A 22560-nucleotide genomic window follows, 5' to 3' on the forward strand; every position below is an offset into this window, starting at 1 on the left:
TTATTAGCCACAAACATTATTGACTAATGCTCTCAGCCATCATACCAATGCTGATGGCGAAATAGTAAGAGCGGTTCCAGTGCATAAGGGTACGAAAATTATCATAAACCAGAAAGGCTCGCCCTTGAACATCATCGGGAATGATCACCCAAGCCCGTAAGTCTGAGTTAACGACCTTCCCTCCGGGGATCAGCGTCACACCAAGCTGCTGCCATTGGGCCACTGTTTTAGCTTGATTATCTTTCAGACCAGCCAAGGCGACATTGAATCCTTCCGGTAGTTGCGCTTCCTGTCCCCAACCAATGCCGGGTTTCCAACCTTCAGTAGACAGATAGTTAGCAGTAGAAGCAAATACATCATCAATATTATTCCAAATATCGATTTTTCCATCGCCATCACCATCGGCACCATAAGTCAGGAAGGAACTGGGCATAAACTGGCTTTGCCCCATCGCTCCGGCCCAAGACCCTTTTAACTGCGGATCCTCAACCTTGCCCTGTTGGATAATCTGGAGTGCTGCCATCAGTTCTTGAGTAAAGAAAGCTTCTCGCCGCCCTTCAAATGCTAATGTCGACAAAGCCGAAATCACATCTTCCTTACCCTGAATCTTGCCAAAACTACTCTCCATGCCCCACAACGCAACAATGTAGCGTTCAGGTACACCGTAGCGGGCCGTCACTTGAGATAGCTGAGGCTTATAACGCTGATAGTTTTCCTTGCCCTGCTTTATTCTGTTCGCCGTCAAGACCTTGGCCAGATAATCATCCAGTGTGACTTTCTTCTCTAACTGATTACGATCAGATTGGATCACTCGGTCAACAAAATGAATATTGGCGAAGGCGACATTCAACGTCGCCTCACTGATCCCATTGGCTCGGGCCTGTGCTTTCAATTGCTCAACATAAGCAGGAAATCCTGCCGGATCACGCCCTTGCTGAGATAGCATCGTTGCCGTATTAGCGCTGTTTGTCGAAGCTGACTTTACCTTAGCTTGGGGGGCAACCGCCTGGGTTTGCATGGGGGCCGCCGAATTCTTATTGGCACACCCCATCGAGATGACCGTCGCCAGTGCGACGGCAATCATGGATAATTTCATCGACGCATTCCTTGGTAAAGCAATAGCCAGTGAGGAAGCCGAGCGTTTAAAATCAGTGGGTTTCACCCAAGTGCATTTTCAACAGACTTTCCGGTGGCGGCGGGACTTGCAAATAAAAGCCCTGCTCGATAAGTGCACTTTTCACTTTCTCGATATCAGCTGTTGCCAGACTTTTGCGCTCGTTTAATGAAAGCAGCATCGCGAATTGCGGTTTGCCAAAACTGGCCAGTAACTCAGCGGGAACTCTCGAAAAATCATCTTTCGTTTCAATATATAGGTAGGTTTGATCCCGTTTCGGACTTCTATAGATAGCACAAAGCATGTTCTGGACTCTGGTTGATAAATTCAATAATAAAACTGCATAGTTAGCTTAAGATTATAACACGTCAGGCCATCTTGCAGGCCCGAGTTGTCAATAGACGGGAATTTCTATGCCTATACTGCCAGCACAGGGGTCTGGCTTATAGTATTGATACTTACCATTGTCAGCACGTCGACGTTGTAGATATTCCTGCTGCTGGCATTTAGTCTGCTTTTCAGCTTCACGCCTTGCAGACTCAGCATCTATCCGCGCTTTTTCCTCATCAAGTTGCCGTTGCCATGAATTAGCATCCGGGGCGACAGAACCAAGAGACTTACGTTTCTCCAGATAATCGGGCGAAACCTTACTATCTTTTGGAATTTCAGCATGATAACTATAGTCAGCCCATGCAGTTACCGGGGCAGACAGAGCTGTAATGCAGATAAATGATAGTGGGATGAAATTCCTTTTCATCATTGATTTCCTTTCGATTAGAGGGGTAGAAAACGCAAATTATCACAAAATGATTATCATTCTCAATGTTAAATAACTAAAAATAGTACTCATTGGCGCAGTTTATATCGAGCACAAAAAGAGAGGCTGGGCCGTATCATTAATTATCATTTGCCGGTCTGTTTCACCAATTGACAAAGTACTGCGTGAGATTTTTCTGAAATAATATGGTGAGGTATTTCACTAAGCCGATAATAACGACATTCAACCGCCCTATTTCATCATCTTAAAAGTGATAATAATGGTCAGCGCTTACTGTATTTTATAAAAAACAACTTCAGCTGATAAAAAAATGACCACATTTGTTAGAAAATAGCGACTTTTATGGGCGGTGCTAACCCCAGATAAAACCAACCCAACTGCTGAAAAAATACTCAACTTAATCATGGTCGTGATAATAGCCAAATATAGGCAGGTCAGGGCTAGCGAATAAGCAGAAGTTATGCTGTAATTTCTTGTCAGATTGGAGTCATTGTGGCCTTAAGATTTCAATATATTGATACGGATAGATTTATTTTTATATTACCTATAACATGTTTGGTAAGATCAGAATATTGTACCCCGAATGATATTGCGGGGATTAAACGCAGCTGAAACTGAGTCAGGATAGATGTCACAATCGCCAATTGAGTTAAAAGGCAGTAGTTTTACCCTATCGGTCGTTCACTTACATGATTCTCGACCGGAGGTAATTCGTCAGGCTTTACAGGAAAAGGTAGATCAAGCGCCTGCTTTCCTGAAAAACGCCCCTGTTGTGATTAACGTTGCAACGTTACCTAACGGTGCTAACTGGAAAGATCTCCAACAGGCTGTCACTTCAGCAGGTCTGCGTATTGTTGGCATCAGTGGTTGTCAGGATGAACGTCAAAAACGTGCAATCGCGCGTGCAGGTTTGCCGTTACTGAGCGAAGGTAAAGGCCAGAAAATGGCACCCGAGCCGGTTGTCAGCCCGCCAGAAAACGTTCCTACCAAGACACGAATTATCAACACGCCTGTCCGTTCCGGCCAACAGATTTATGCTCGTAATTGCGATTTGATTGTTATCAGCAGTGTCAGTGCCGGTGCTGAATTAATTGCCGACGGCAATATTCATATCTATGGAATGATGCGAGGCCGTGCGCTAGCAGGTGCATCGGGTGATGCTCAATGCCAGATTTTTTGCACGCATCTGGGTGCTGAACTAGTCTCTATCGCAGGGCAGTACTGGTTGAGTGATCAGATCCCGCGCGACTATTTTGGTCAAGCCGCGCGTTTGCATCTGCTGGATAACGCATTAACTATACAACCTTTAAATTAAGCCCTTTTGACAAGGAATCCATTTCATGGCACGCATTATTGTTGTTACATCGGGTAAAGGGGGCGTTGGCAAGACCACATCAAGCGCGGCTATCGCAACCGGCTTGGCCCAAAAAGGTAAAAAAACCGTCGTTATCGATTTCGATATCGGGCTACGGAACCTAGACTTGATTATGGGATGTGAGCGCCGGGTCGTTTACGATTTTGTTAATGTTATTCAAGGTGACGCCACGTTGAATCAGGCATTAATAAAAGATAAGCGCACAGATAATCTATATATTCTGCCCGCTTCGCAAACCCGTGATAAAGATGCTCTGACCAAAGAAGGTGTTGAAAAGATTTTAAACGATCTTGGCGACATGAATTTTGAGTTTGTTGTGTGTGACTCACCAGCGGGTATCGAAAGCGGCGCCTTGATGGCTCTGTATTTTGCTGACGAAGCGGTCATCACCACCAACCCTGAAGTTTCTTCTGTGCGTGACTCAGACCGTATCCTTGGGATTCTGTCATCGAAATCACGTCGTGCAGAAAATGGCCAGGAGCCAATTAAAGAACATCTGCTGTTGACTCGCTACAATCCAGGGCGTGTGAATCGCGGCGATATGCTTAGCATGGAAGATGTCCTCGATATCCTGAGGATCCCACTGGTTGGCGTTATTCCAGAAGATCAGTCTGTATTACGTGCCTCGAACCAAGGCGAGCCTGTGATTCTGGACAAAGAGTCAGATGCCGGTAAAGCTTATGACGATACCGTTGACCGTTTGCTAGGAGAAGAACGTCCCTTCCGCTTCATCGAAGAAGAGAAGAAGGGCTTCCTGAAACGCCTTTTTGGGGGATAAACCATGGCTTTGTTAGACTTTTTTCTGTCCCGCAAAAAACCGACAGCCAATATAGCCAAGGAACGGCTGCAAATTATCGTCGCTGAGCGTCGTCGTGGGGACAGTGAGCCCCATTATTTGCCTGACTTGAAACGCGATATTTTGGCGGTTATTTGTAAATATATTCAGATCGACCCTGAAATGCTACATGTGCAATTTGAGCAGAAAGGGGATGATATTTCGGTGCTTGAACTTAACGTGACATTACCGGAAACGGAAGAAACGCCTAAATGATTTCTTCGCAATAACTATCCCCTGTATTTATTTACAGGGGGTATTTCTCTGTTATTTACTGTATATATATCCAGCTCAAACTTTTCTATAAATATATTGCCAGCAAAACAAGAAAATTCTTAATCCCTATTTCAGTTGTCCATCAACGGGCTATAAATTTAAACTGAAACATTCAGAGCGAAGTCTCCTCCCCTCTGAATATCGATTAATACTGTTGTAAAATCTCGGTTAATTCCACAGACAATAAATCCCCACGCCAGCCACTTAATAATTCTGGTTGAGTGTCCGTTGATTTCAGTTTCCAGTGCCAACTGAGTAATTGGTTTATTTGACGACGTGATGCCAATAACTCACTGCTGAGTCCACTACGTTCACTGACTGCTAGAATAAGCGCTTTAATATCTTTAAAGACTTTCTTGTAACCGGGCTGATCAATCAAATTAATCACCGGTGGTGGCAGTTGGTCTTCAGGGACGGCATTGCCCTCGACCACCAGCGCCAGCAACGTGCGCCCATGATAACGGATCTCCTGACCACTCAGCCCCAGAGAATCCAGCTCTCCCAGTGAGGTTGGCTGATAGCGGGCAACTTGCCACAGATTTTCTTCTCGCACCACGAAGTTCACCGCCAGGTCACGCTCACGCGCTTGACGCAAACGCCATGCAGCCAGCTTTTGCAAACAGGCCAACTGGTGACCACGTAACTGCCAGGCGTTGGTGATTTCGCGGTATGCCAGTTCCGGTTCCAATGTTTCACTGCGGCGTCGACACAGCAGCTGGCATTCATCAATAGCCGCATCCATACGCCCGGCAGCCTCGGTCGCTTCAACCAGCTTGGTGGCCAAAGGCAGCAGATAAAACACATCCGCAGCCGCATAATCACACTGTTTTTCACTCAGTGGGCGGGCAATCCAATCCGTGCGAGATTCGCTTTTATCTAACTCAATACCTTCGAACTCATTCACCAACATGGCAAAGCCACAAGAGAGCGAGCGCCCGGAGAATGCAGCCAATACCTGAGTATCAATCATCGGCGTCGGCATCAGACCAAAAGCATTGAGAAATACTTCAAGATCTTCACTACCGGCATGCAGATACTTCACCACATCCAAATCTTGCAGCAGTTCGCGGAAAGGTTGCCATTCAGTAATAGGTAAAGGGTCGATCAGTGAAAGTTGTTCACCGTCATACAGTTGAATCAGGCCTAACTGCGGATAGTAAGTGCGCGTTCTGACAAACTCTGTATCCAGCGCGACATGGGCATGTTTTCGGGCGAGCTCGCAGACCTGCTGCAACGCACTGTCGGTCGTGATCAACTGATAATTCAAAACGTCATTCTCTTGGTCGTTATACCCGTTATCGTGCAACTGGATATAGTCTATGACAAACACAACAACGCCGGTGATGACCGGCGTTGTTGATGATGATTGGGTGACTCCGTTACGCTAAGCCGCGTTTTGCTCGCTAGCATTAGCCTTAACCTGTTCGTCACGCAGTTCCCTTCGTAAGATTTTACCGACATTAGATTTCGGTAATTCGTCACGAAACTCTACTATTTTCGGTACTTTATACCCTGTAAGGTAGCGGCGGCAATGGGTTAACAGCTCTTCAGGCGTCAATGAAGCATCTTTTTTCACTACAAACAATTTTACAGTCTCGCCGGAGACCTCATTAGGCACCCCAACAGCAGCCGACTCCAGCACTTTTGGGTGTAACGCGACCACATCTTCAATCTCATTGGGGTAAACGTTAAAACCAGAAACTAGAATCATATCTTTCTTACGGTCCACAATTCGCAAGAAACCTTGTTCATCGAGGGTCGCAACATCGCCGGTTGCCAACCACCCATCTTTTAGCACTTCATCGGTCGCATCGGGCCGCTGCCAATAGCCTAACATAACTTGTGGGCCACGCACCCATAGTTCGCCCGGCTCACCGAACACGGTGACATCGTTGCCTTCATCATCAACCAGCCGCACATCCGTAGAGGGGACGGGCAAACCAATGCTGCCACTGTAATGCTTCAAGTCGTAAGGGTTACCTGTGACCAGCGGCGAACATTCCGTTAAACCGTAGCCTTCTAATAAGTGTTTACCGGTCAGTTTTTCCCACTTTTCAGCCACCGCCTTCTGTACTGGCATGCCGCCCCCCACTGAAAGCCGTAATGTCGAAAAGTCTAATTTGGTAAACTCTTCATTATTTAACAGCGCATTAAATAATGTATTCACACCGGTCATGGCGGTGAATGGATAGCGGCTTAGCTCTTTCACCATGCCCGGAATATCACGTGGGTTGGTGATTAATAAACTGCGCCCGCCTAACTCGATAAACAGTAAGCAGTTCATGGTCAAAGCAAAGATATGGTAGAGCGGCAGGGCCGTTACCACCAATTCATGGCCCGGTTGCAGTAATGGCGCGTAGGCCGCCTTCGCCTGCTCCAGATTCGACTGCATATTGCGGTGAGTCAGCATCGCGCCTTTCGCCACGCCAGTCGTCCCGCCGGTATACTGCAAGAATGCCATATCCGTATTGATGACATCCGGCTTCACATATTGCATGCGCCGGCCTTTCTGCAGAGCGGTGCGGAATGAAATGGCATCCGGCAAATAGTACTTCGGCACCAGTCGCTTGATGTATTTCACGACAAAATTCACCAGCGTTCCTTTGGCCGTCGACAGTTGATCCCCCATGCGCGTCAAAATGACGTGCTTGACCTGGGTTTTGAAAACGATTTTTTCCAGTGTGTGAGCAAAGTTGGAGACAATAACAATGGCGGCGGCGCCGCTATCATTCAACTGATGCTCCAGCTCGCGCGGGGTATACAGTGGGTTAACATTCACCACCACCATACCGGCGCGCAAAATACCAAACAAGGCGATAGGATATTGCAGCAGATTAGGCATCATCAAGGCAACGCGGTCGCCTTTTTGTAGCCCTAGACCTTGTTGCAAATAGGCGGCAAAAGCACGGCTACGCTCTTCCAGCTTACGGAAGGTCATCACCTCCCCCATATTGATGAACGCAGGTTGGTCCGCATAACGCAATGCCGCGTTCTCAAACATTTCCACCAAAGAAGAATAGCGGTCCGGGTCAATCTCTGCGGGGACATCTGCCGGATAACGCTTTAGCCATACTTTTTCCAAGGTAGCACTCCTGAAATTATTATTGATCGCCAGGGTAAGACTCAAACTCACACCAGAACTTTAACAATATTTTAACTCAGCTTACCAGTTTGCTTTTAAACAATTTTGAAGTTGAGAAGTACATCACTAATTCTTTTCATGCATCCCAGCAAAAAAACCAGGCAGCCAGCACCATCTCATTAATACAATTAAAATCAATATGTTACATAAATTCATATTTATGGCAACCATAACCTATTGATTATACATCGTTTTGACTCATTCTTAATCTAAAGCTTGGGTGAGAATGATTATCTGGTGATCATTCATATAAATTGGTTGAATAGCACCAGCAACTTTTGTCCTTTACCTAATGAGCCTTATACAGGGCTTCATTGCGATTAAGCTGTCACCGTAATGTTAACAAGTAGATACCATGACCCTATATCGTATTGAGTTTGGCCAAAAACAAGATTTGCCTTTTCTGGCAAGTATTGACTGCCGATAGAGCCAATTCTCACGTCTTTGGGGGGGCTGGTAGTGGGTGGGATTGATGCCACAAAGGATAAAAAAATCACGACTTTTTCAGCGAAGGGTTTAAACCAATAAAAAAGGGTGCCGATTGCTCGACACCCTGTTCTATTATGTTCTTAGCCAAGATAAATCAACAACTTGCTAGCCGTTACTCGTCGCGCTATTCAGTCACAATAGTCTGAATTTGCGCCGGTCCGGTGTCGTACCAGCCCCATGGCCCCCACATTCCGGGGTTGCGATAGCCCCAAGGCCCCATGGCTGGCGGCATCATCACTTGTTGTGCCAGATGCCAACGTTTGTAACCCGTAGCATCGACCACCACAAAATCATACGGTGTCATGCCAATTTTACCCGCCTCGACACCGGTAATCGGGCCGACGACGGTCACAAGGTGCCCACGGAAATCGACAGGCTCAAGGAAACCATTCACATAAGCAATCACTCGCCCCTGCGAAGGTTCACCCAAAATAGGTCTGGCACCAGAATCCAACGGTACGCTGGCAATTTCTAGCCGAGTGCGGCTCGGTTCGTTGGTCACACTAATAACTGTGCCGCCAAAACGCGCTTCCTGACCGACAAATACCTGCGGTGATGTTCTGACCAAATTAAGATTTTGCTGCGGTGTCGCGGTAGTCCCCTGAATCGCTGGTGGCACCGTGACACAACCGGAAAGCAGTAGCGCGCCCAACCCCAGCCAACCACACATCCATTTACGGCTTATATTCTGTCTAGATTGAGTTATTGTCATCGTTTGCTACTCCTTATTATTTCTTTGCTATCCAGACATTTTAGACTCTAATCACGATAACAAGTTGCTAAGTTCTAGCGGCCCGGTAGTTTTTTCCACGTCACTTCATTACGCAGGTAGACTGGCTCAGCATGTTCAACACTGACAATCTGCCCGCTAGCCCATGACGATAAAGCCAATGGCAACATATCTTCGGCGTGCGGCAAGATAATTTGCCCGTCAACCAGCACCACATTGCTGCCGTTAATCATATCGGGATAAGTCTGCCAGCCAGTACCCACGGTGGCCCAATGACCACTCAGTGACTGGGCCTGTAACAATGCTTGCGCCGGAGTCATTACCGCCTCAGTGGCTTCGCCAAGCCACTGCCCTTGCGCATCGCGCTCAAACTCGCCCCAATAGACCTCCCCCATCCGCGCATCAATTGCCGCCAATACTCGAGATGCCCCGGTCAGACGAAATGCGCCCTGAGCCATGGTTTGCAAGGTAGAAACACCGATCATCGGCAAGTCAGCGCCTAATGCCAGCCCCTGACCAATACCAATACCAATGCGCACACCGGTAAAGCTCCCCGGGCCGCGGCCAAAAGCCAGGGCATCGAGTTGTTGCAGTGTCAGGCCCGACTCAGCCAAAACTTGCTGCACCATCGGTAAGATTCGTTGGGTGTGTTCCCGTGGGCACAGTTCAAACAAAGCCTGAACTTCGCCGTTATTCCAGAGTGCGACAGAACAAGCTTCTGTTGCGGTATCGATCGCTAAAATTCGCGTGGACATGCCAACCTCGGCAGGAAAAGAGTATGAATTCAACACAGGGCGCGCATGATAGCACACCCCTCCTCGCTTTTCCCTCAATCGCGCTGTTTGAGAAAAGCGATGGCTTTCGCCAGATCGCGGGTACGTGGTGCGGGCGGCAGGCTATTAAGGAACATCGCGCCATACGGGCGCATCACTAGCCGGTTATCGCAAATGACCAGCACCCCGCGATCGTCAATATCACGAATCAGACGCCCCACCCCTTGTTTTAGGGTAATGACGGCATCAGGTAATTGCACGTCGTTAAAGGGATCACCACCGCGCAGACGGCAATCTTCAATGCGCGCTTTCAGTAACGGATCGTCTGGAGAGGTGAACGGCAGTTTATCAATAATAACGCACGAGAGCGCATCACCGCGCACATCGACACCTTCCCAGAAACTGCTGGTAGCCACGAGTAGCGCATTGCCCGCCGCCACAAACTGTGACAGCAACTGCCCCTTGCTGGTTTCCCCTTGAACCAAGACCGGCAAAGTCATGCTGGCGCGAAACTCTTCTGCCAAGCCGCGCATCATCTGGTGCGAGGTACAGAGGAAAAAACAGCGCCCTTGGTTCGCATCAATCAGTGGTTTTAACATCACGGCTAATTTGCGCGCCGCTCCGGGTTCATTTGCCGAGGGTAGATTACGAGGCACACACAACAATGCCTGATTAGCGTAGTCAAACGGGCTGGGCAGCAGCAGTGTTTTGGCATGAGTCAGCCCCAGTCGCGAGGTAAAATGTGACAGTTGGTCATTAACTGATAAGGTGGCGGAGGTAAAGATCCAGGTTCCTGGCTTTTCTTCAATTAATTCACGAAAACGGTCAGAAACCGAAAGTGGCGTGAGTGCCAATACAAAATGGCGTGAATTACACTCATACCAATAGCTGTAACCCGGGGTGCTGACATCCTTTAAGCGTTTAAGGCGGTTACGATACACCGTCGCCCGCTCAAAAGCCGCATCAAGCATCGCCGAGCGCCCCAGTGACAGCTTCATCACGTCGTAGCAAAGCTCCAGAGCATCATCGAGTAATAACAGTGCCCGCTGGATGGCAGGTTGCTCCATAACATCGCGTAAATTACCGCGATAGCCAGGATCGCCAAGGACTAAACGAAAATCTTGGGTACTTTGTGTCAACCGATCGGCACTTTTTTGCAACTGTGCAGCATCACGAACTTCGGTGCGATAAGCAATAATGATGTCTTTCGCCAGATCCATCAGCTGTCGGCTGGTCAGTTGCTGGCCAAAATATTGGCTGGCAATATCGGGGATCTGATGGGCTTCATCGAAAATCATCACATCGGCAGTGGGGATTAATTCAGCAAATCCGCTCTCTTTCACCACCATATCGGCCAGAAATAGATGATGGTTAACCACCACCACATCAGCATCCATTGCCTTGCGGCGCGCCTTCACGACAAAACAATCTTTATACAGCGGGCAATCACTGCCCAGACAGTTATCATTGGTGCTGGTCACCAACGGCCAGACAAAACTATCCTCTGCCACCTGACCACAGGTGCTGATATCACCATCAACGGTTTCAGCTGACCAACCGCGCAAGCGAACCAAGTCGACCAGAGTCTCACTCGCCAACTCGCCCCCCGCCAGTGATTGCTGTTCAAGCCGCTCCAGACAAAGGTAATTGGAGCGCCCCTTAAGTAAGGCCAGCTTCCCTTTGTATTTTAAGGCAGTTGCAACAGTGGGCAGGTCACGGGAATAGAGCTGGTCCTGTAATGCCTTGGAGCCGGTCGAGATAATTACTTTGCAGTCAGCCCGTAAAGCGGGTGCCAAATAAGCAAATGTTTTACCGGTCCCGGTGCCAGCCTCTACCACCAATTGCTGTTTGGCAGCAATAGACTCACTGATTGCCGCAGCCATCTGGCGCTGGGATTCGCGAGGATTAAAACCTGTAATGGCCTGCGCTAATGCGCCGTCTGTTGCAAAATCGTCTGTCACGCTTTCTCTTCCGAGTGAAATCAGCGCTGATTATGCCAAGCCTCACGTCCCGCGACCACACATTCTCGCCGTAAGCTATGTTACTCTAGCAGCGAAACTGACATTGACATTCACACAAGGGAGTGAAAATGAGTATTGAGCGAATTAATCCAGAAAAGCGTTGGTCCGACGCAGTGGTATTCAACAACACAATTTATTATACCAGCGTACCGGAAAATCTGGATGCAGACGCCACGGCCCAGACCGCGAATACACTGGCAGCAATTGATATCATGCTGCATCAGCTCGGTTCTGATAAAAGCCGGATTTTGGATGCCACCATATTTCTGGCCGATAAAGCAGATTTCGCTGCAATGAATGCCGCCTGGGATGCCTGGGTTGTCGATGGCAATGCCCCGGTGCGCTGCACCGTCGAGGCCAAATTGATGAATCCAAACTATAAAGTTGAAATCAAAATCATTGCGGCGCTGTAGTTATAAGAACGTTATTTATGGCCCCAAAATGATAAGGGTAGCCAAATGGCTACCCTAGTTTGCTGTGCTGAATATTGTTTATATCCGCAGCCACTGGTGTTGCCACCAAGGACTACAGAGGATTAGGACAGTTTGATCATCACCATCCCCGCCAGTAGTAAAATCAGGCCAATCCAGCCTTTGTAATTCAGGCGTTGGTTGAATAAAATCCAACCGGCGGCCACAGTCGCGGCGATACCAAACCCGCCCCACAGCGCATAAGCCACTGATAATTCGATGCCTTTAACTGCCTGAGCCAAAGCGCTGAATGCTCCTAATACTGACAGTAACGACAGGATACCCAACCATACACGGCGAAAACCGTCTGACATCTTCAGCAAGATATTGGCAATAATTTCTAGAATGACGGCCAATATCAGAAAAGCAATATGATAAAACTCAAGCTGTTGCATGATGCTCACCTGACTGGGTACTTATCTTGCCACTGCCTGGTTTCTTCGGCTTACGGGTCCCCGATTTCACTAACATAATGCCGCCGACTAAGGTAACTAAACCGGCGATTTTCAGTGGAGATAAACTTTCATCAAACCACAGCACACTGAAGACCGTAATAATCAGGATGCCGATCCCTTCCCACAATGCATACGCGACACCTAAAGCCACTTTTTTAACAGCCAGCGCCAGCAGAATGTAAGAACCGGTAATCATAAAATACATCACAATGTGCCCGGTCATCTCACCACTGACACTCGCGTATTTCATTGATAAAGTGCCGATAATTTCAGCAACAATCGCTAAACCTAAAAATATCCAATAAATCATGATTCTTCTCCTAACATCCATAAACGCACGCTAAGGTCTATTTGTTACGGTTTCCAATTCACTTGATATATCCCCACAGGCTTTGGCGGTGCGGGTCGGCAGCAAGCGAACTTATCCCGATGAGCTTACTCTGGTAAGTGATTCGGGTGAGTGAACGTAGCTAACATCCCTGTGACGTCAAAGACGAAGGGCATGCGCAGACCGTAAGAAATAGAAACTCACTTGGCGTATAAACTTTTATACCTTAAATAATTCGAGTTGCAGCAAGGCGGCAGGGAAGATAATCCCGATGAACTTACATAAGTAAGTGACTCGGATTATTGAACGCAGCCAACGCATATGCAGCTTGAAATATGACCGGTATGTTTAAAGCGGAAGAAGAAAGACGCTATAGCTCGCTGCACCAGTGATGCTCACTGGCCAGAATGGCTGACAGGAAGAGTTGGCATGTAGAGTGTTTGAAAGTAATTCCATTAATTTTGATCATAATATATCTCTTTTTTTTAGCCACACCTGCTTTAGCCACATACTTGTTTGCTAAACCTAGTGTGATCCGCCTAAAACCCTCATCAAATTGGAATAATTAACTGATGTATTTTTACCACAGTCAATTTTATAAAGCAAACCATCCATTTGATAAATTGTTTAAAAAAAGAGATTAAAAAATAATAAGTTAGTAAATCCAAAAAAACAAAACCCCTGCATTGCAGAGGTTTTATATTGGGCGACAATCCGCGCTTCTCCCATCAGTTCAGGGAGTTAGAGTAGCTTATGCTGTAGCGCCCGCCACAGCTTGTTTCGCTAATTCAGTAATACGAGCGTAATCACCTTTTTCCAGCGCGTCAGCAGGAACCAACCATGAGCCGCCGATGCACAATACGCTCTTCAGCGCCAGATAATCGCGGTAGTTGTTTGGTGTAATCCCCCCGGTTGGGCAGAAGCGCACTTGTGAGAATGGGCCGCCAATCGCTTGTAATGCTTTAACGCCGCCGTTAGCTTCCGCCGGGAAGAATTTAAACTCACGCAGGCCATAGCTCATGCCGAGCATCAGTTCTGAAACTGTGCTGATCCCTGGGATCAATGGAATAGAGCCTGCTGTCGCAGCTTTAAGCAGTTCATCAGTCAGCCCAGGGCTAATAGCGAATTGCGCGCCAGCCTCAACAACTTCAGCCAACTGCTGTGGATTAAGCACGGTACCCGCGCCAATAATGGCTTCAGGGACTTCTTTAGCAATGGCACGGATAGCCTCAACAGCACAAGGGGTGCGCAACGTCACTTCCAGCACCCGAACACCACCAGCCACTAAGGCTTTTGCCAGCGGTACCGCTTGCTCGAGCTTATTAATCACAATCACCGGGACAACTGGGCCTGCAGTCAAAACCTGTTCTGCGCTCGTTTTCCAGCTTTTCATCAGTTGTTATCTCCACTTATGCCGATTGGCATGTACTCACCCGAAGGTGTCAGTTGAAATATGGCTGGCAGAATACTCAGCTTTTCGCCAACCATAAAGAATCATGATGCGAGCCTGCTAACAGCTCTTTATTATTTACCGGCTTCCTGCCTCTAGCTGCCCGCCGATCTCCTTGGCGGAGATGCGCCGCCAAAACCTGCTCTGGCAGCGCGTGCAACAATTAATCTTCGCAGATGAACAAGTTACTCGAACTCATTCCATGAGCGGCCATCACGGGTGATCATGGCAACAGAAGCTACCGGCCCCCATGTACCTGATTGATAAGGTTTTGGTGCCTCATTATCAGCAGCCCATGCTTCCATAATGGAATCAACCCACTTCCAGGCTTCTTCAACCTCATCACGGCGCACAAACAGTGCCTGAATACCCCGCATGGTCTCCAGTAACAGACGTTCGTAGGCATCAGCAATATGCTGCTCGTTAAAGGTTTTAGAGAAACTGAGGTCAAGCTTGGTCGTTTGTAGGCGGTGCTTGTGCTCCAGACCTGGGACTTTATTCAACACTTCAATTTCAATACCTTCATCTGGTTGCAGACGAATGGTCAGCTTGTTTTGTGGCAATTGCTGGTAGGATTCACGGAACAGGTTCAGCGCCGGATTTTTAAAGTACACCACCACTTCAGAGCATTTGCTTGGCAGGCGTTTACCGGTTCTTAAATAGAACGGCACCCCAGCCCAACGCCAGTCATCAATATCCACCCGGATAGAAACGAAGGTTTCGGTATTGCTGCTCTTATTCGCCCCTTCCTCTTCCAGATAGCCCGGGACTTTATTGCCCTGAACAAATCCAGCCGTGTACTGACCACGCACAGTGGTTTCACGCACATTGGTGTGATCGATACGGCGCAGCGAGCGCAGCACTTTCACTTTCTCATCACGGATACGGTCGGTGCTCAAGTCTGCTGGTGGCGACATCGCAATCATGGTCAGGATTTGCAGCAAGTGGTTTTGGATCATGTCGCGCATTTGGCCGGCCTGATCAAAATAGCCCCAACGCCCTTCAATACCCACTTCTTCCGCCACGGTAATTTGCACGTGGTCAATGGTGCGATTATCCCAGTTGGAGGCAAACAGGGAGTTAGCAAAACGTAATGCCAACAGGTTCAATACCGTCTCTTTACCTAAGTAGTGGTCGATACGGTAAACCTGACACTCATTGAAATATTCCGCGACTTGGTCGTTGATGACCCGCGAAGAGGCCAAATCTTTCCCCAGCGGTTTCTCCATCACCACCCGGCTAGGCTCTTTATTCAGCCCTGCTTCGCCCAATCCTTTGCAAATAGCACCAAAGGTATTAGGTGGCATGGCGAAGTAGTTGATGGTGGTGCGATTTTTTTGATCCAGCATTTTGCCCAACTTGGCAAAATGTTTGCTGTCGTTTACGTCCAGATTACAGAAGTCGAGACGAGAACTGAGCTTTTGCCACAATTCATCATCCAGCTTCTCTTTCATAAAGGTATCGAGGGCTTCCTTTACCACGGCTGTGTACGCGTCTTTATCCCAGTCGGCACGGCCTACGCCGATAATCCGAGTTTCAGGGTGGATGTGACCCGCTTTCTCTAATTGGTAAAGGGAAGGCAACAGTTTACGGCGAGCCAAGTCTCCCTTAGCGCCGAAAATCACCAGATCACACGCCTGGGCTGCCTGGGCTGTATTAGTTACCGCCATGTTATTCTCCTCGTTGCAGGATATTTGTAATTTTCTTACATTACTAATGTACTCTCTTTGACTATAGCCAGTAAACCCAGATAAAAGTGGACCAAAAAAGGTTAAATAACACTCTATAGAACCGCAGGCCGCGTCAAATCAGGCCGCGTAACTTTAAAATGTAATTTTATGACGTTTTTGACAACTATTTACCATTATGAAAATTAGACACAGGTCATATTCTGGTGAAAAAGTGTGACTTCCAACCAGATGCCACTGCCAACGGGTCCCAGCACGTAGTATATTTTCATTAAACCGGCATAGATTTCTCCTTTAAATGAAATCGGTAAAACCCATGGGTGACTCTCGTTATATGAATACGCTGGAAAATATCCAAAATAATCTGGACCTCCTGAGCAAATCGGAAAGGAAAGTCGCCGAGGTGATCCTGGCCTCCCCACAAACTGCCATTCACTCAAGTATCGCCACCCTCGCCAAAATGGCGAACGTCAGCGAGCCCACGGTAAACCGTTTTTGCCGTCGATTAGACACCAAAGGTTTCCCTGATTTTAAACTTCATTTGGCACAAAGTCTGGCTAATGGCACACCTTATGTGAATCGAAATGTCGAAGAGGATGATAGTGTATCCGCTTACACTGGAAAAATTTTCGAATCGACCATGGCTAGTCTGGATATGGTGAAGAATAATTTAGATATTGCAGCGATAAATCGAGCAGTTGATTTATTGACCCAAGCGAAGAAGATTTCGTTCTTCGGCCTTGGTGCGTCTGCCGCCGTAGCCCATGACGCGATGAATAAATTCTTCCGCTTCAATATCCCAGTTATTTATTTCGATGACATCGTTATGCAACGTATGAGTTGTATGAATTCCAGTGAAGGCGATGTCGTGGTATTGATATCTCACACGGGGCGAACAAAAAGCCTGGTAGAACTGGCTCATTTAGCCCGTGAAAACGATGCCACAGTGATTGCGATTACCTCACGCGATACTCCTCTGGCCAGCGAAGCAACATTGCCGCTGCTGTTGGATGTGCCGGAAGATACCGATGTCTATATGCCCATGGTGTCGCGCATTGCCCAATTAACATTAATTGATGTGTTAGCCACCGGCTTTACGTTACGCCGAGGGGCAAAATTTAGAGATAATCTGAAGCGAGTCAAAGACGCCTTGAAAGAATCTCGCTTTGATAAAGGTTCACCACCGGTTAATAGTGGCGAATAATGTGAGAGAATGAATTGTATCAAAAAGTAAATGACATCAGTGACAGAAGTCGCTTTGTTTTGTGTTAGCGCATCTTCTGAGACGAAAAATTGACGTATTATTGAAAAATAATGCTCTTGATGACTCAAATATTTATTGAGCCAATAAGTGGTAAATAGCTCGCTTTTGTAATGTTGTCATTGATGTGCCGATGTCCTCCGGGAGGAGGCATTCATGCATCAGTCGTTTTACATCCGCAAGCGGATAACATGTAGGACACTATGTATTTGATAATGCCGTGCTTTTGATTATGTCATCTTTGATAAACGTTTTTTTCATCAGCATGTCGCTGTAAAATTTGTAGCTTAGTTACATTTTACTATCGGATTCATTATCCGCTGTTTTAACAACACCATGCTTCATCAGTCAACGGAGTAAGAGATGTCCAGACGGCTCAGAAGGACCAAGATTGTTACTACACTGGGGCCGGCTACTGACCGCGACAATAATCTGGAAAAGATTATTGCTGCGGGTGCTAACGTAGTCCGCCTGAATTTTTCCCATGGTAGCGCCGAAGATCATGAATTGCGGGCCAATAAAGTCCGTGAAATTGCCGCCAGATTGGGGCGCCATGTTGCGATTCTTGGCGATTTGCAAGGTCCGAAGATCCGGGTATCTACTTTTAAGGAAGGCAAAGTTTTCCTTAACGTACACGATAAATTCTTGCTGGATGCCAATATGGCAAAAGGCGAAGGCGATAAAGACAAAGTTGGTATCGATTATAAAGGCCTGCCTGCTGATGTGGTTCCCGGTGATATCCTGTTACTGGATGATGGTCGAGTACAACTGAAGGTTATTGAAGTTCAGGGTATGAAAGTATTCACCGAAGTGACTGTAGGTGGCCCTCTTTCCAATAATAAAGGCATTAATAAGTTGGGCGGTGGCCTGTCAGCCGAAGCATTAACGGAAAAAGACAAAGCCGACATTATTACCGCCGCTAAAATTGGTGTCGATTTCCTGGCAGTTTCTTTCCCTCGTACCGGTGAAGATTTGCATTATGCGCGCCGTTTGGCCCGTGATGCTGGCTGCAATGCTCAAATCGTGGCAAAAGTTGAACGTGCTGAAGCCGTGGCAACTGATGAAGCGATGGATGATATCATTCTGGCCTCTGATGTAGTGATGGTGGCGCGGGGTGACTTGGGTGTTGAAATTGGCGACCCTGAGCTGGTCGGTATCCAGAAAAAACTGATTCGTCGTGCTCGTCAGCTTAACCGTGCGGTCATCACTGCAACTCAGATGATGGAGTCAATGATTACCAATCCAATGCCAACACGTGCAGAAGTAATGGACGTGGCTAACGCCGTATTGGATGGTACTGACGCCGTAATGTTGTCGGCAGAAACAGCCGCTGGGCAGTATCCGGCTGAAACAGTTGCGGCAATGGCCCGTGTTTGCTTGGGTGCTGAAAAAATCCCAAGTATTAATGTGTCTAAGCACCGTCTTGATGTGCAATTCGACAATGTCGAAGAAGCTATCGCTATGTCTACCATGTATGCAGCCAACCACCTGAAAGGCATCACCGCAATTATCGCGATGACCGAATCGGGCCGCACTGCTCTGATGATGTCTCGTATCAGTTCTGGCTTGCCAATCTTTGCCATGTCACGTCACGACCATACTTTGAACCTGACGGCTATCTATCGTGGTGTCACCCCGGTTTACTGTGATACTCACACCGATGGCGTGCTGGCGGCTAATGAAGCAGTCAATCGTCTGAAAGACAAAGGTTTCTTGGTATCTGGCGATCTGGTTATTGTGACACAAGGCGATGTGATGGGAACGATTGGGACAACCAATACCAGCCGTATCGTCCGAGTTGATTAATTTGTTTTAATTAGCTAAAGCAAAAGCCCGCTCATCAGAAGCGGGCTTTTTTATACTCAATGGTAATAGCGCTTAATAAATATCCTTACGGACATAAGGCTCTATTTCACCCTCTTTACGGGTTTTCAGCAGCTTAAGAATCCAGGTATATTGTTCCGGATTAGGTTTTACCAGCAGCTCAACTTCTTCATTCATTCGGCGAGCAATATAAGCATCATCGGCATCCGCTAAATCGTCCATTGGTGGACGAATATAGATATCAAGGCGATGCTCGCGATAATTGTAAACCGGGAACATTGGCACAATAGCTGCGCGGCATACTTTCATTAACCGCCCTACGGCTGGTAATGTCGCTTTATACGTGGCAAAGAAATCGACAAACTCACTTTGCTCAGGGCCATAGTCTTCATCCGGTAAATAGTATCCCCAGAAGCCCTGACGCACTGAGCTAATAAAAGGCTTAATACCACTCTCACGCGCATGAATACGCCCACCAAAACGCAAGCGAGCACTGTTCCATAGATAATCGACCAAGGGATTACGTTGATGATGGAACATCCCGGCAACCGGCTTACCCTGCTCGGCTAAAAGCATGGCTGGAATATCAATCGACCAGGCATGAGGCACCAACAAAATAACATTACGTTCTTGTTGTTGCAGTTGGTCCAGAACATCTAGCCCATGCCAGTGAACACGAGATAGCACCTTCTTCGGATCACGAAAACAGAGTTCCGCCATCATCATTAAAGGCTGTGCCGCCGTAGCAAACATCTGGTCAATAATATGCTCGCGCTCGGCTTCTGGCAGTTCAGGCATGCAATAGAGAAGATTAATGCGGGCACGGCGTCGGGCGCTTTTAGCAAATTTCCCGGCGAAACGACCAATTCCAGCCAACAGTGGATCTCGGAATTTCGGTGGAACATAAGCCATCGCCGCCATAGCTCCGGTTCCTAGCCATACCCCCCAAAAACGTGGATGTAGGAAAGATTTTTTGAATACTGGGATAAAGCCAGCAGCGTCGTTTTTCTCTTTTTGCATGGGGGAACTCTTAGATTGGCAGTGGACTAATAATAATTGCAGTCGATATCTTTTGCAGACAATCTTTTAAAAAATAGTCTGTTATAAAAGTGACTCTGCGCAGTTAATGTCCGGAAACAAAATCGATATCAGATAAATAACCTATCTAACAGACTGAAACTGAGCCGCCAGGGTGTACCGCTGGCGGCGTAGAGATAATCAATCCGGTAGAAATAAACCGGATAACGGTTAATCCAGTTGCAGCTGTGGAATCACCTGTTTGGCAATAGCCAGATACTCGCTGCGATCTTTACCACTTAACCCTTCTGAACGTGGCAACTTAGCCGTCAATGGGTTAACCGCTTGCTGGTTCATCCAGAATTCATAGTGCAGATGTGGGCCAGTAGAACGGCCAGTATTACCTGACAGCGCGATACGGTCGCCACGTTTCACTTTTTGCCCCGGCTTAACCAGCAGTTTCTTCAAATGCATATAGCGCGTGGTGTATTGGCGACCATGGCGGATAGCCACATAGTTACCTGCCGCACCACTGTGCTTGGCGATAACGACTTCGCCATCACCCACCGCCAGCACCGGTGTCCCGACCGGCATAGAGAAATCGACTCCTTTATGCGGCGCGATACGCCCGGTGACAGGGTTAAGACGACGAGGATTGAAGTTAGACGATACGCGGAATTGTTTTATCGTAGGGAAACGCAAAAAACCACGCGCCAGACCAGAACCCTGGCGGTCATAAAACTTACCGTCATCGGCGCGGATCGCATAGTAATCTTTACCACCGGAGCGCATACGCACCCCAACCAGCTGGCTTTGTTCACTACGACCATCAAGGATTTCGCGCGACATCAACACCGCGAATTGGTCGCCTTTACGCAGTTTGGCAAAATCCAATTGCCACTGTAACGCTTTAGTCACTGCGCGGATTTCAGAATTAGTCAAACCGGCCTTTTTCGCACTGGTAACAAAACTGCCATCAAGCCGACCCGTAAGAACCGAATTACTCCACTCACCCTTCTGCAGCTCTTTGGTCTCTTTGAAGTTATTACCAACGCGGTTATAAGTGCGGGTTTCACGACGTGAAACTTCCCACGTCAAACTTTGCAAATCACCGGCATCATTAACGGTCCAAGAGATTTGTTGCCCAATTTTCAGATTACGTAAATCACGATTCTGATTCGCCAATAACGACACATCGGAAATATCGATACCATATTGGGTAAGAATGCTGCTCAGGGTATCCCCCGTAGAGACAACATACTCATGGACGCCCGCTTCAGTGACATCCTTGGCATCTAATTCATCTTGCGGGATTTCGTCATCAGGGGCTGGCTGATCGATAGGTTCGCTGGCTTCAGGTAATAAAATGCGGGGTTGACTGTTATCTAACACCACGCTTTGGGCGATGGGTTCGTGCTCCGGATGATAAACAAAAGGCCGCCAAACAGCGACGGCCAGAGTCATTACGGTCAACGACCCCAGCATGATGCGGTGGGGGCGAGGGAGATTGTTATACGCCAAAGTGATAGTTCGGACTATCTGCTGCACTTATGAGTATCCTTTTAATCTTACTTCAGGCAGCTCACGTATTGGTTAGACAACTGAGACAAAAAGTTCACATAGCTGTCCTTGCCTAATACTATGCCACTCCCCAAAGGATCCAATGTGCCAGAACGCACATCTGTTCCTTTGGCGACAGCACTAATGACGGCCGGCCTGAATTGTGGCTCAGCAAAAACGCATACCGCTTTGTGCTCAACCAACTGTGTTCGAATTTGATGTAAACGCTGCGCACCAGGCTGTATTTCAGGATTGACTGTAAAATGCCCTAATGGGCTCAAGCCAAAGTGTTTCTCAAAGTAGCCATAGGCATCATGAAAAACGAAGTATCCCTTACCTTGGGCAGGCTTGAGCATAGTAGCAATATTTTTTTCATTTTGCGCTAGTTGATCCTCGAATCGGCGCAGGTTAGCATCTAATTTGTCCTTATTTTGTGGCATAAGTTCCAATAATCTGTCGTGAATAGCGATTGCAGATTGTTTTGCTATGGTTGGCGACAACCAAATATGCATATTATACTCGCCGTGGTGGTGCTCATCGCTGTGATTATCTTTAGCATGATCATGGTCATGCCCTGCTTGTTCCCCTTCATCTTCATCATGCTCGTCGCCTTTCATTAATAAAGGCGTAACAGAAGGTAATTCAGCCAGAGCTATCTGCTTGTTATCAGCAACTTGCGTCAGAGGCTTTGCCAGAAATGCTTCCATTTCAGGTCCGACCCAAATAACCAGCTCAGCACTACGTAACCGCTGGACATCTGATGGGCGTAGAGCATAATCGTGTGGCGACGCGCCATCAGGCAATAAAACTTCTGTTGGCAGCACACCATCCGCAATGGCTGAGGCGATAAAACCCAGCGGACGCACTGATGTAACGACCGCAGCCGAGGCAATATTAAATGGGTTAGCGACTAAAATTACGCTGGCCAGCATTGCCCGCTTCAGCCATTTATTTTTATGTAACATAATACGAAT

General features: G+C 47.6%; 21 protein-coding genes. 6 read left to right on the plus strand and 15 right to left on the minus strand.

Going from position 1 to position 22560, the window contains the following annotated elements:
• Positions 1 to 16: 16 nt before the first annotated feature.
• The 3 genes from FTA96_RS03850 to FTA96_RS03860 form a co-directional block, all read right to left on the minus strand.
• Positions 17 to 1096: a lytic murein transglycosylase gene (locus tag FTA96_RS03850; protein WP_186372847.1), complete on the minus strand. Its 1080-nt coding sequence runs from the start codon at positions 1094 to 1096 to the stop codon at positions 17 to 19.
• Between the two features lie 52 nt (positions 1097 to 1148).
• Complete coding sequence (locus FTA96_RS03855; protein ID WP_050107237.1) at positions 1149 to 1418, minus strand: YcgL domain-containing protein; 270 nt, start codon at positions 1416 to 1418, stop codon at positions 1149 to 1151.
• Between the two features lie 90 nt (positions 1419 to 1508).
• Complete coding sequence (locus FTA96_RS03860) at positions 1509 to 1871, minus strand: hypothetical protein (RefSeq protein WP_050107238.1); 363 nt, start codon at positions 1869 to 1871, stop codon at positions 1509 to 1511.
• Positions 1872 to 2520: 649 nt separating this feature from the next.
• On the opposite strand from FTA96_RS03860, the gene minC reads away from it, so the two are divergent.
• The 3 genes from minC to minE are packed head-to-tail and all read left to right on the plus strand — an operon-like array spanning position 2521 to position 4318.
• Positions 2521 to 3207, plus strand: a complete 687-nt coding sequence (minC, locus tag FTA96_RS03865) for a septum site-determining protein MinC (protein WP_050107239.1) — start codon at positions 2521 to 2523, stop codon at positions 3205 to 3207.
• A 25-nt stretch (positions 3208 to 3232) separates the two neighbouring features.
• On the plus strand, positions 3233 to 4045 hold the full coding sequence (gene minD / locus FTA96_RS03870) for a septum site-determining protein MinD (protein ID WP_050101166.1): 813 nt from the start codon (positions 3233 to 3235) through the stop codon (positions 4043 to 4045).
• Between the two features lie 3 nt (positions 4046 to 4048).
• A complete protein-coding gene (gene minE, locus FTA96_RS03875) occupies positions 4049 to 4318 on the plus strand; it encodes a cell division topological specificity factor MinE (RefSeq protein ID WP_002211180.1) in 270 nt (89 codons plus the stop codon).
• Positions 4319 to 4523: 205 nt separating this feature from the next.
• Here the strand turns inward: minE and rnd are convergent, their stop codons facing one another.
• The 5 genes from rnd to FTA96_RS03900 all read right to left on the minus strand — a co-directional run bounded on the left by rnd (position 4524) and on the right by FTA96_RS03900 (position 11473).
• A complete protein-coding gene (gene rnd / locus FTA96_RS03880; RefSeq protein WP_050107498.1) occupies positions 4524 to 5645 on the minus strand; it encodes a ribonuclease D in 1122 nt (373 codons plus the stop codon).
• 117 nt (positions 5646 to 5762) lie between these two features.
• Entirely contained in the window at positions 5763 to 7460 is a 1698-nt protein-coding gene (fadD, locus tag FTA96_RS03885; RefSeq protein WP_050107240.1) for a long-chain-fatty-acid--CoA ligase FadD, read from the minus strand.
• A 673-nt stretch (positions 7461 to 8133) separates the two neighbouring features.
• Entirely contained in the window at positions 8134 to 8721 is a 588-nt protein-coding gene (locus FTA96_RS03890; RefSeq protein WP_050107241.1) for a Slp family lipoprotein, read from the minus strand.
• Positions 8722 to 8795: 74 nt separating this feature from the next.
• The gene (tsaB, locus tag FTA96_RS03895; protein WP_050107500.1) at positions 8796 to 9494 is read right to left on the minus strand and encodes a tRNA (adenosine(37)-N6)-threonylcarbamoyltransferase complex dimerization subunit type 1 TsaB; all 699 of its coding nucleotides are present in this window, start codon (positions 9492 to 9494) and stop codon (positions 8796 to 8798) included.
• A gap of 74 nt (positions 9495 to 9568) precedes the next feature.
• A complete protein-coding gene (locus FTA96_RS03900; protein ID WP_050107242.1) occupies positions 9569 to 11473 on the minus strand; it encodes an ATP-dependent DNA helicase in 1905 nt (634 codons plus the stop codon).
• 128 nt (positions 11474 to 11601) lie between these two features.
• Between FTA96_RS03900 and FTA96_RS03905 the strand changes: the two genes are divergently transcribed.
• Entirely contained in the window at positions 11602 to 11946 is a 345-nt protein-coding gene (locus FTA96_RS03905) for a RidA family protein (RefSeq protein WP_050107243.1), read from the plus strand.
• A 122-nt stretch (positions 11947 to 12068) separates the two neighbouring features.
• Here the strand turns inward: FTA96_RS03905 and mdtI are convergent, their stop codons facing one another.
• The 4 genes from mdtI to zwf all read right to left on the minus strand — a co-directional run bounded on the left by mdtI (position 12069) and on the right by zwf (position 15906).
• Complete coding sequence (mdtI, locus tag FTA96_RS03910) at positions 12069 to 12398, minus strand: multidrug/spermidine efflux SMR transporter subunit MdtI (RefSeq protein ID WP_005163022.1); 330 nt, start codon at positions 12396 to 12398, stop codon at positions 12069 to 12071.
• Positions 12385 to 12768, minus strand: a complete 384-nt coding sequence (gene mdtJ / locus FTA96_RS03915) for a multidrug/spermidine efflux SMR transporter subunit MdtJ (protein WP_050107244.1) — start codon at positions 12766 to 12768, stop codon at positions 12385 to 12387. Before mdtJ ends, mdtI begins: the two co-directional genes overlap by 14 nt.
• 769 nt (positions 12769 to 13537) lie before the next feature.
• Entirely contained in the window at positions 13538 to 14179 is a 642-nt protein-coding gene (locus FTA96_RS03920) for a bifunctional 4-hydroxy-2-oxoglutarate aldolase/2-dehydro-3-deoxy-phosphogluconate aldolase (RefSeq protein WP_004708500.1), read from the minus strand.
• A gap of 242 nt (positions 14180 to 14421) precedes the next feature.
• Complete coding sequence (gene zwf, locus FTA96_RS03925; RefSeq protein ID WP_050107245.1) at positions 14422 to 15906, minus strand: glucose-6-phosphate dehydrogenase; 1485 nt, start codon at positions 15904 to 15906, stop codon at positions 14422 to 14424.
• Between the two features lie 316 nt (positions 15907 to 16222).
• Between zwf and FTA96_RS03935 the strand changes: the two genes are divergently transcribed.
• The gene (locus FTA96_RS03935; RefSeq protein WP_301280296.1) at positions 16223 to 17128 is read left to right on the plus strand and encodes a MurR/RpiR family transcriptional regulator; all 906 of its coding nucleotides are present in this window, start codon (positions 16223 to 16225) and stop codon (positions 17126 to 17128) included.
• A 420-nt stretch (positions 17129 to 17548) separates the two neighbouring features.
• The gene (gene pyk, locus FTA96_RS03940; protein WP_050107246.1) at positions 17549 to 18991 is read left to right on the plus strand and encodes a pyruvate kinase; all 1443 of its coding nucleotides are present in this window, start codon (positions 17549 to 17551) and stop codon (positions 18989 to 18991) included.
• A 72-nt stretch (positions 18992 to 19063) separates the two neighbouring features.
• Here pyk and lpxM read toward each other — a convergent pair whose 3' ends face one another.
• From lpxM to znuA, 3 genes are all read right to left on the minus strand, one after another.
• Positions 19064 to 20029 carry a lauroyl-Kdo(2)-lipid IV(A) myristoyltransferase gene (gene lpxM / locus FTA96_RS03945; RefSeq protein ID WP_050107247.1) on the minus strand — a complete coding sequence of 322 codons (966 nt, stop codon included), beginning with the start codon at positions 20027 to 20029 and terminating at the stop codon, positions 19064 to 19066.
• Between the two features lie 228 nt (positions 20030 to 20257).
• Positions 20258 to 21574: a murein DD-endopeptidase MepM gene (gene mepM / locus FTA96_RS03950; protein WP_050122153.1), complete on the minus strand. Its 1317-nt coding sequence runs from the start codon at positions 21572 to 21574 to the stop codon at positions 20258 to 20260.
• Positions 21575 to 21594: 20 nt separating this feature from the next.
• Positions 21595 to 22551, minus strand: a complete 957-nt coding sequence (gene znuA, locus FTA96_RS03955; RefSeq protein WP_050107249.1) for a zinc ABC transporter substrate-binding protein ZnuA — start codon at positions 22549 to 22551, stop codon at positions 21595 to 21597.
• Positions 22552 to 22560: the final 9 nt, after the last annotated feature.

The organism is Yersinia alsatica (assembly GCF_902170305.1).
In the GTDB taxonomy this organism is placed as follows: Bacteria; Pseudomonadota; Gammaproteobacteria; order Enterobacterales; family Enterobacteriaceae; genus Yersinia; species Yersinia alsatica.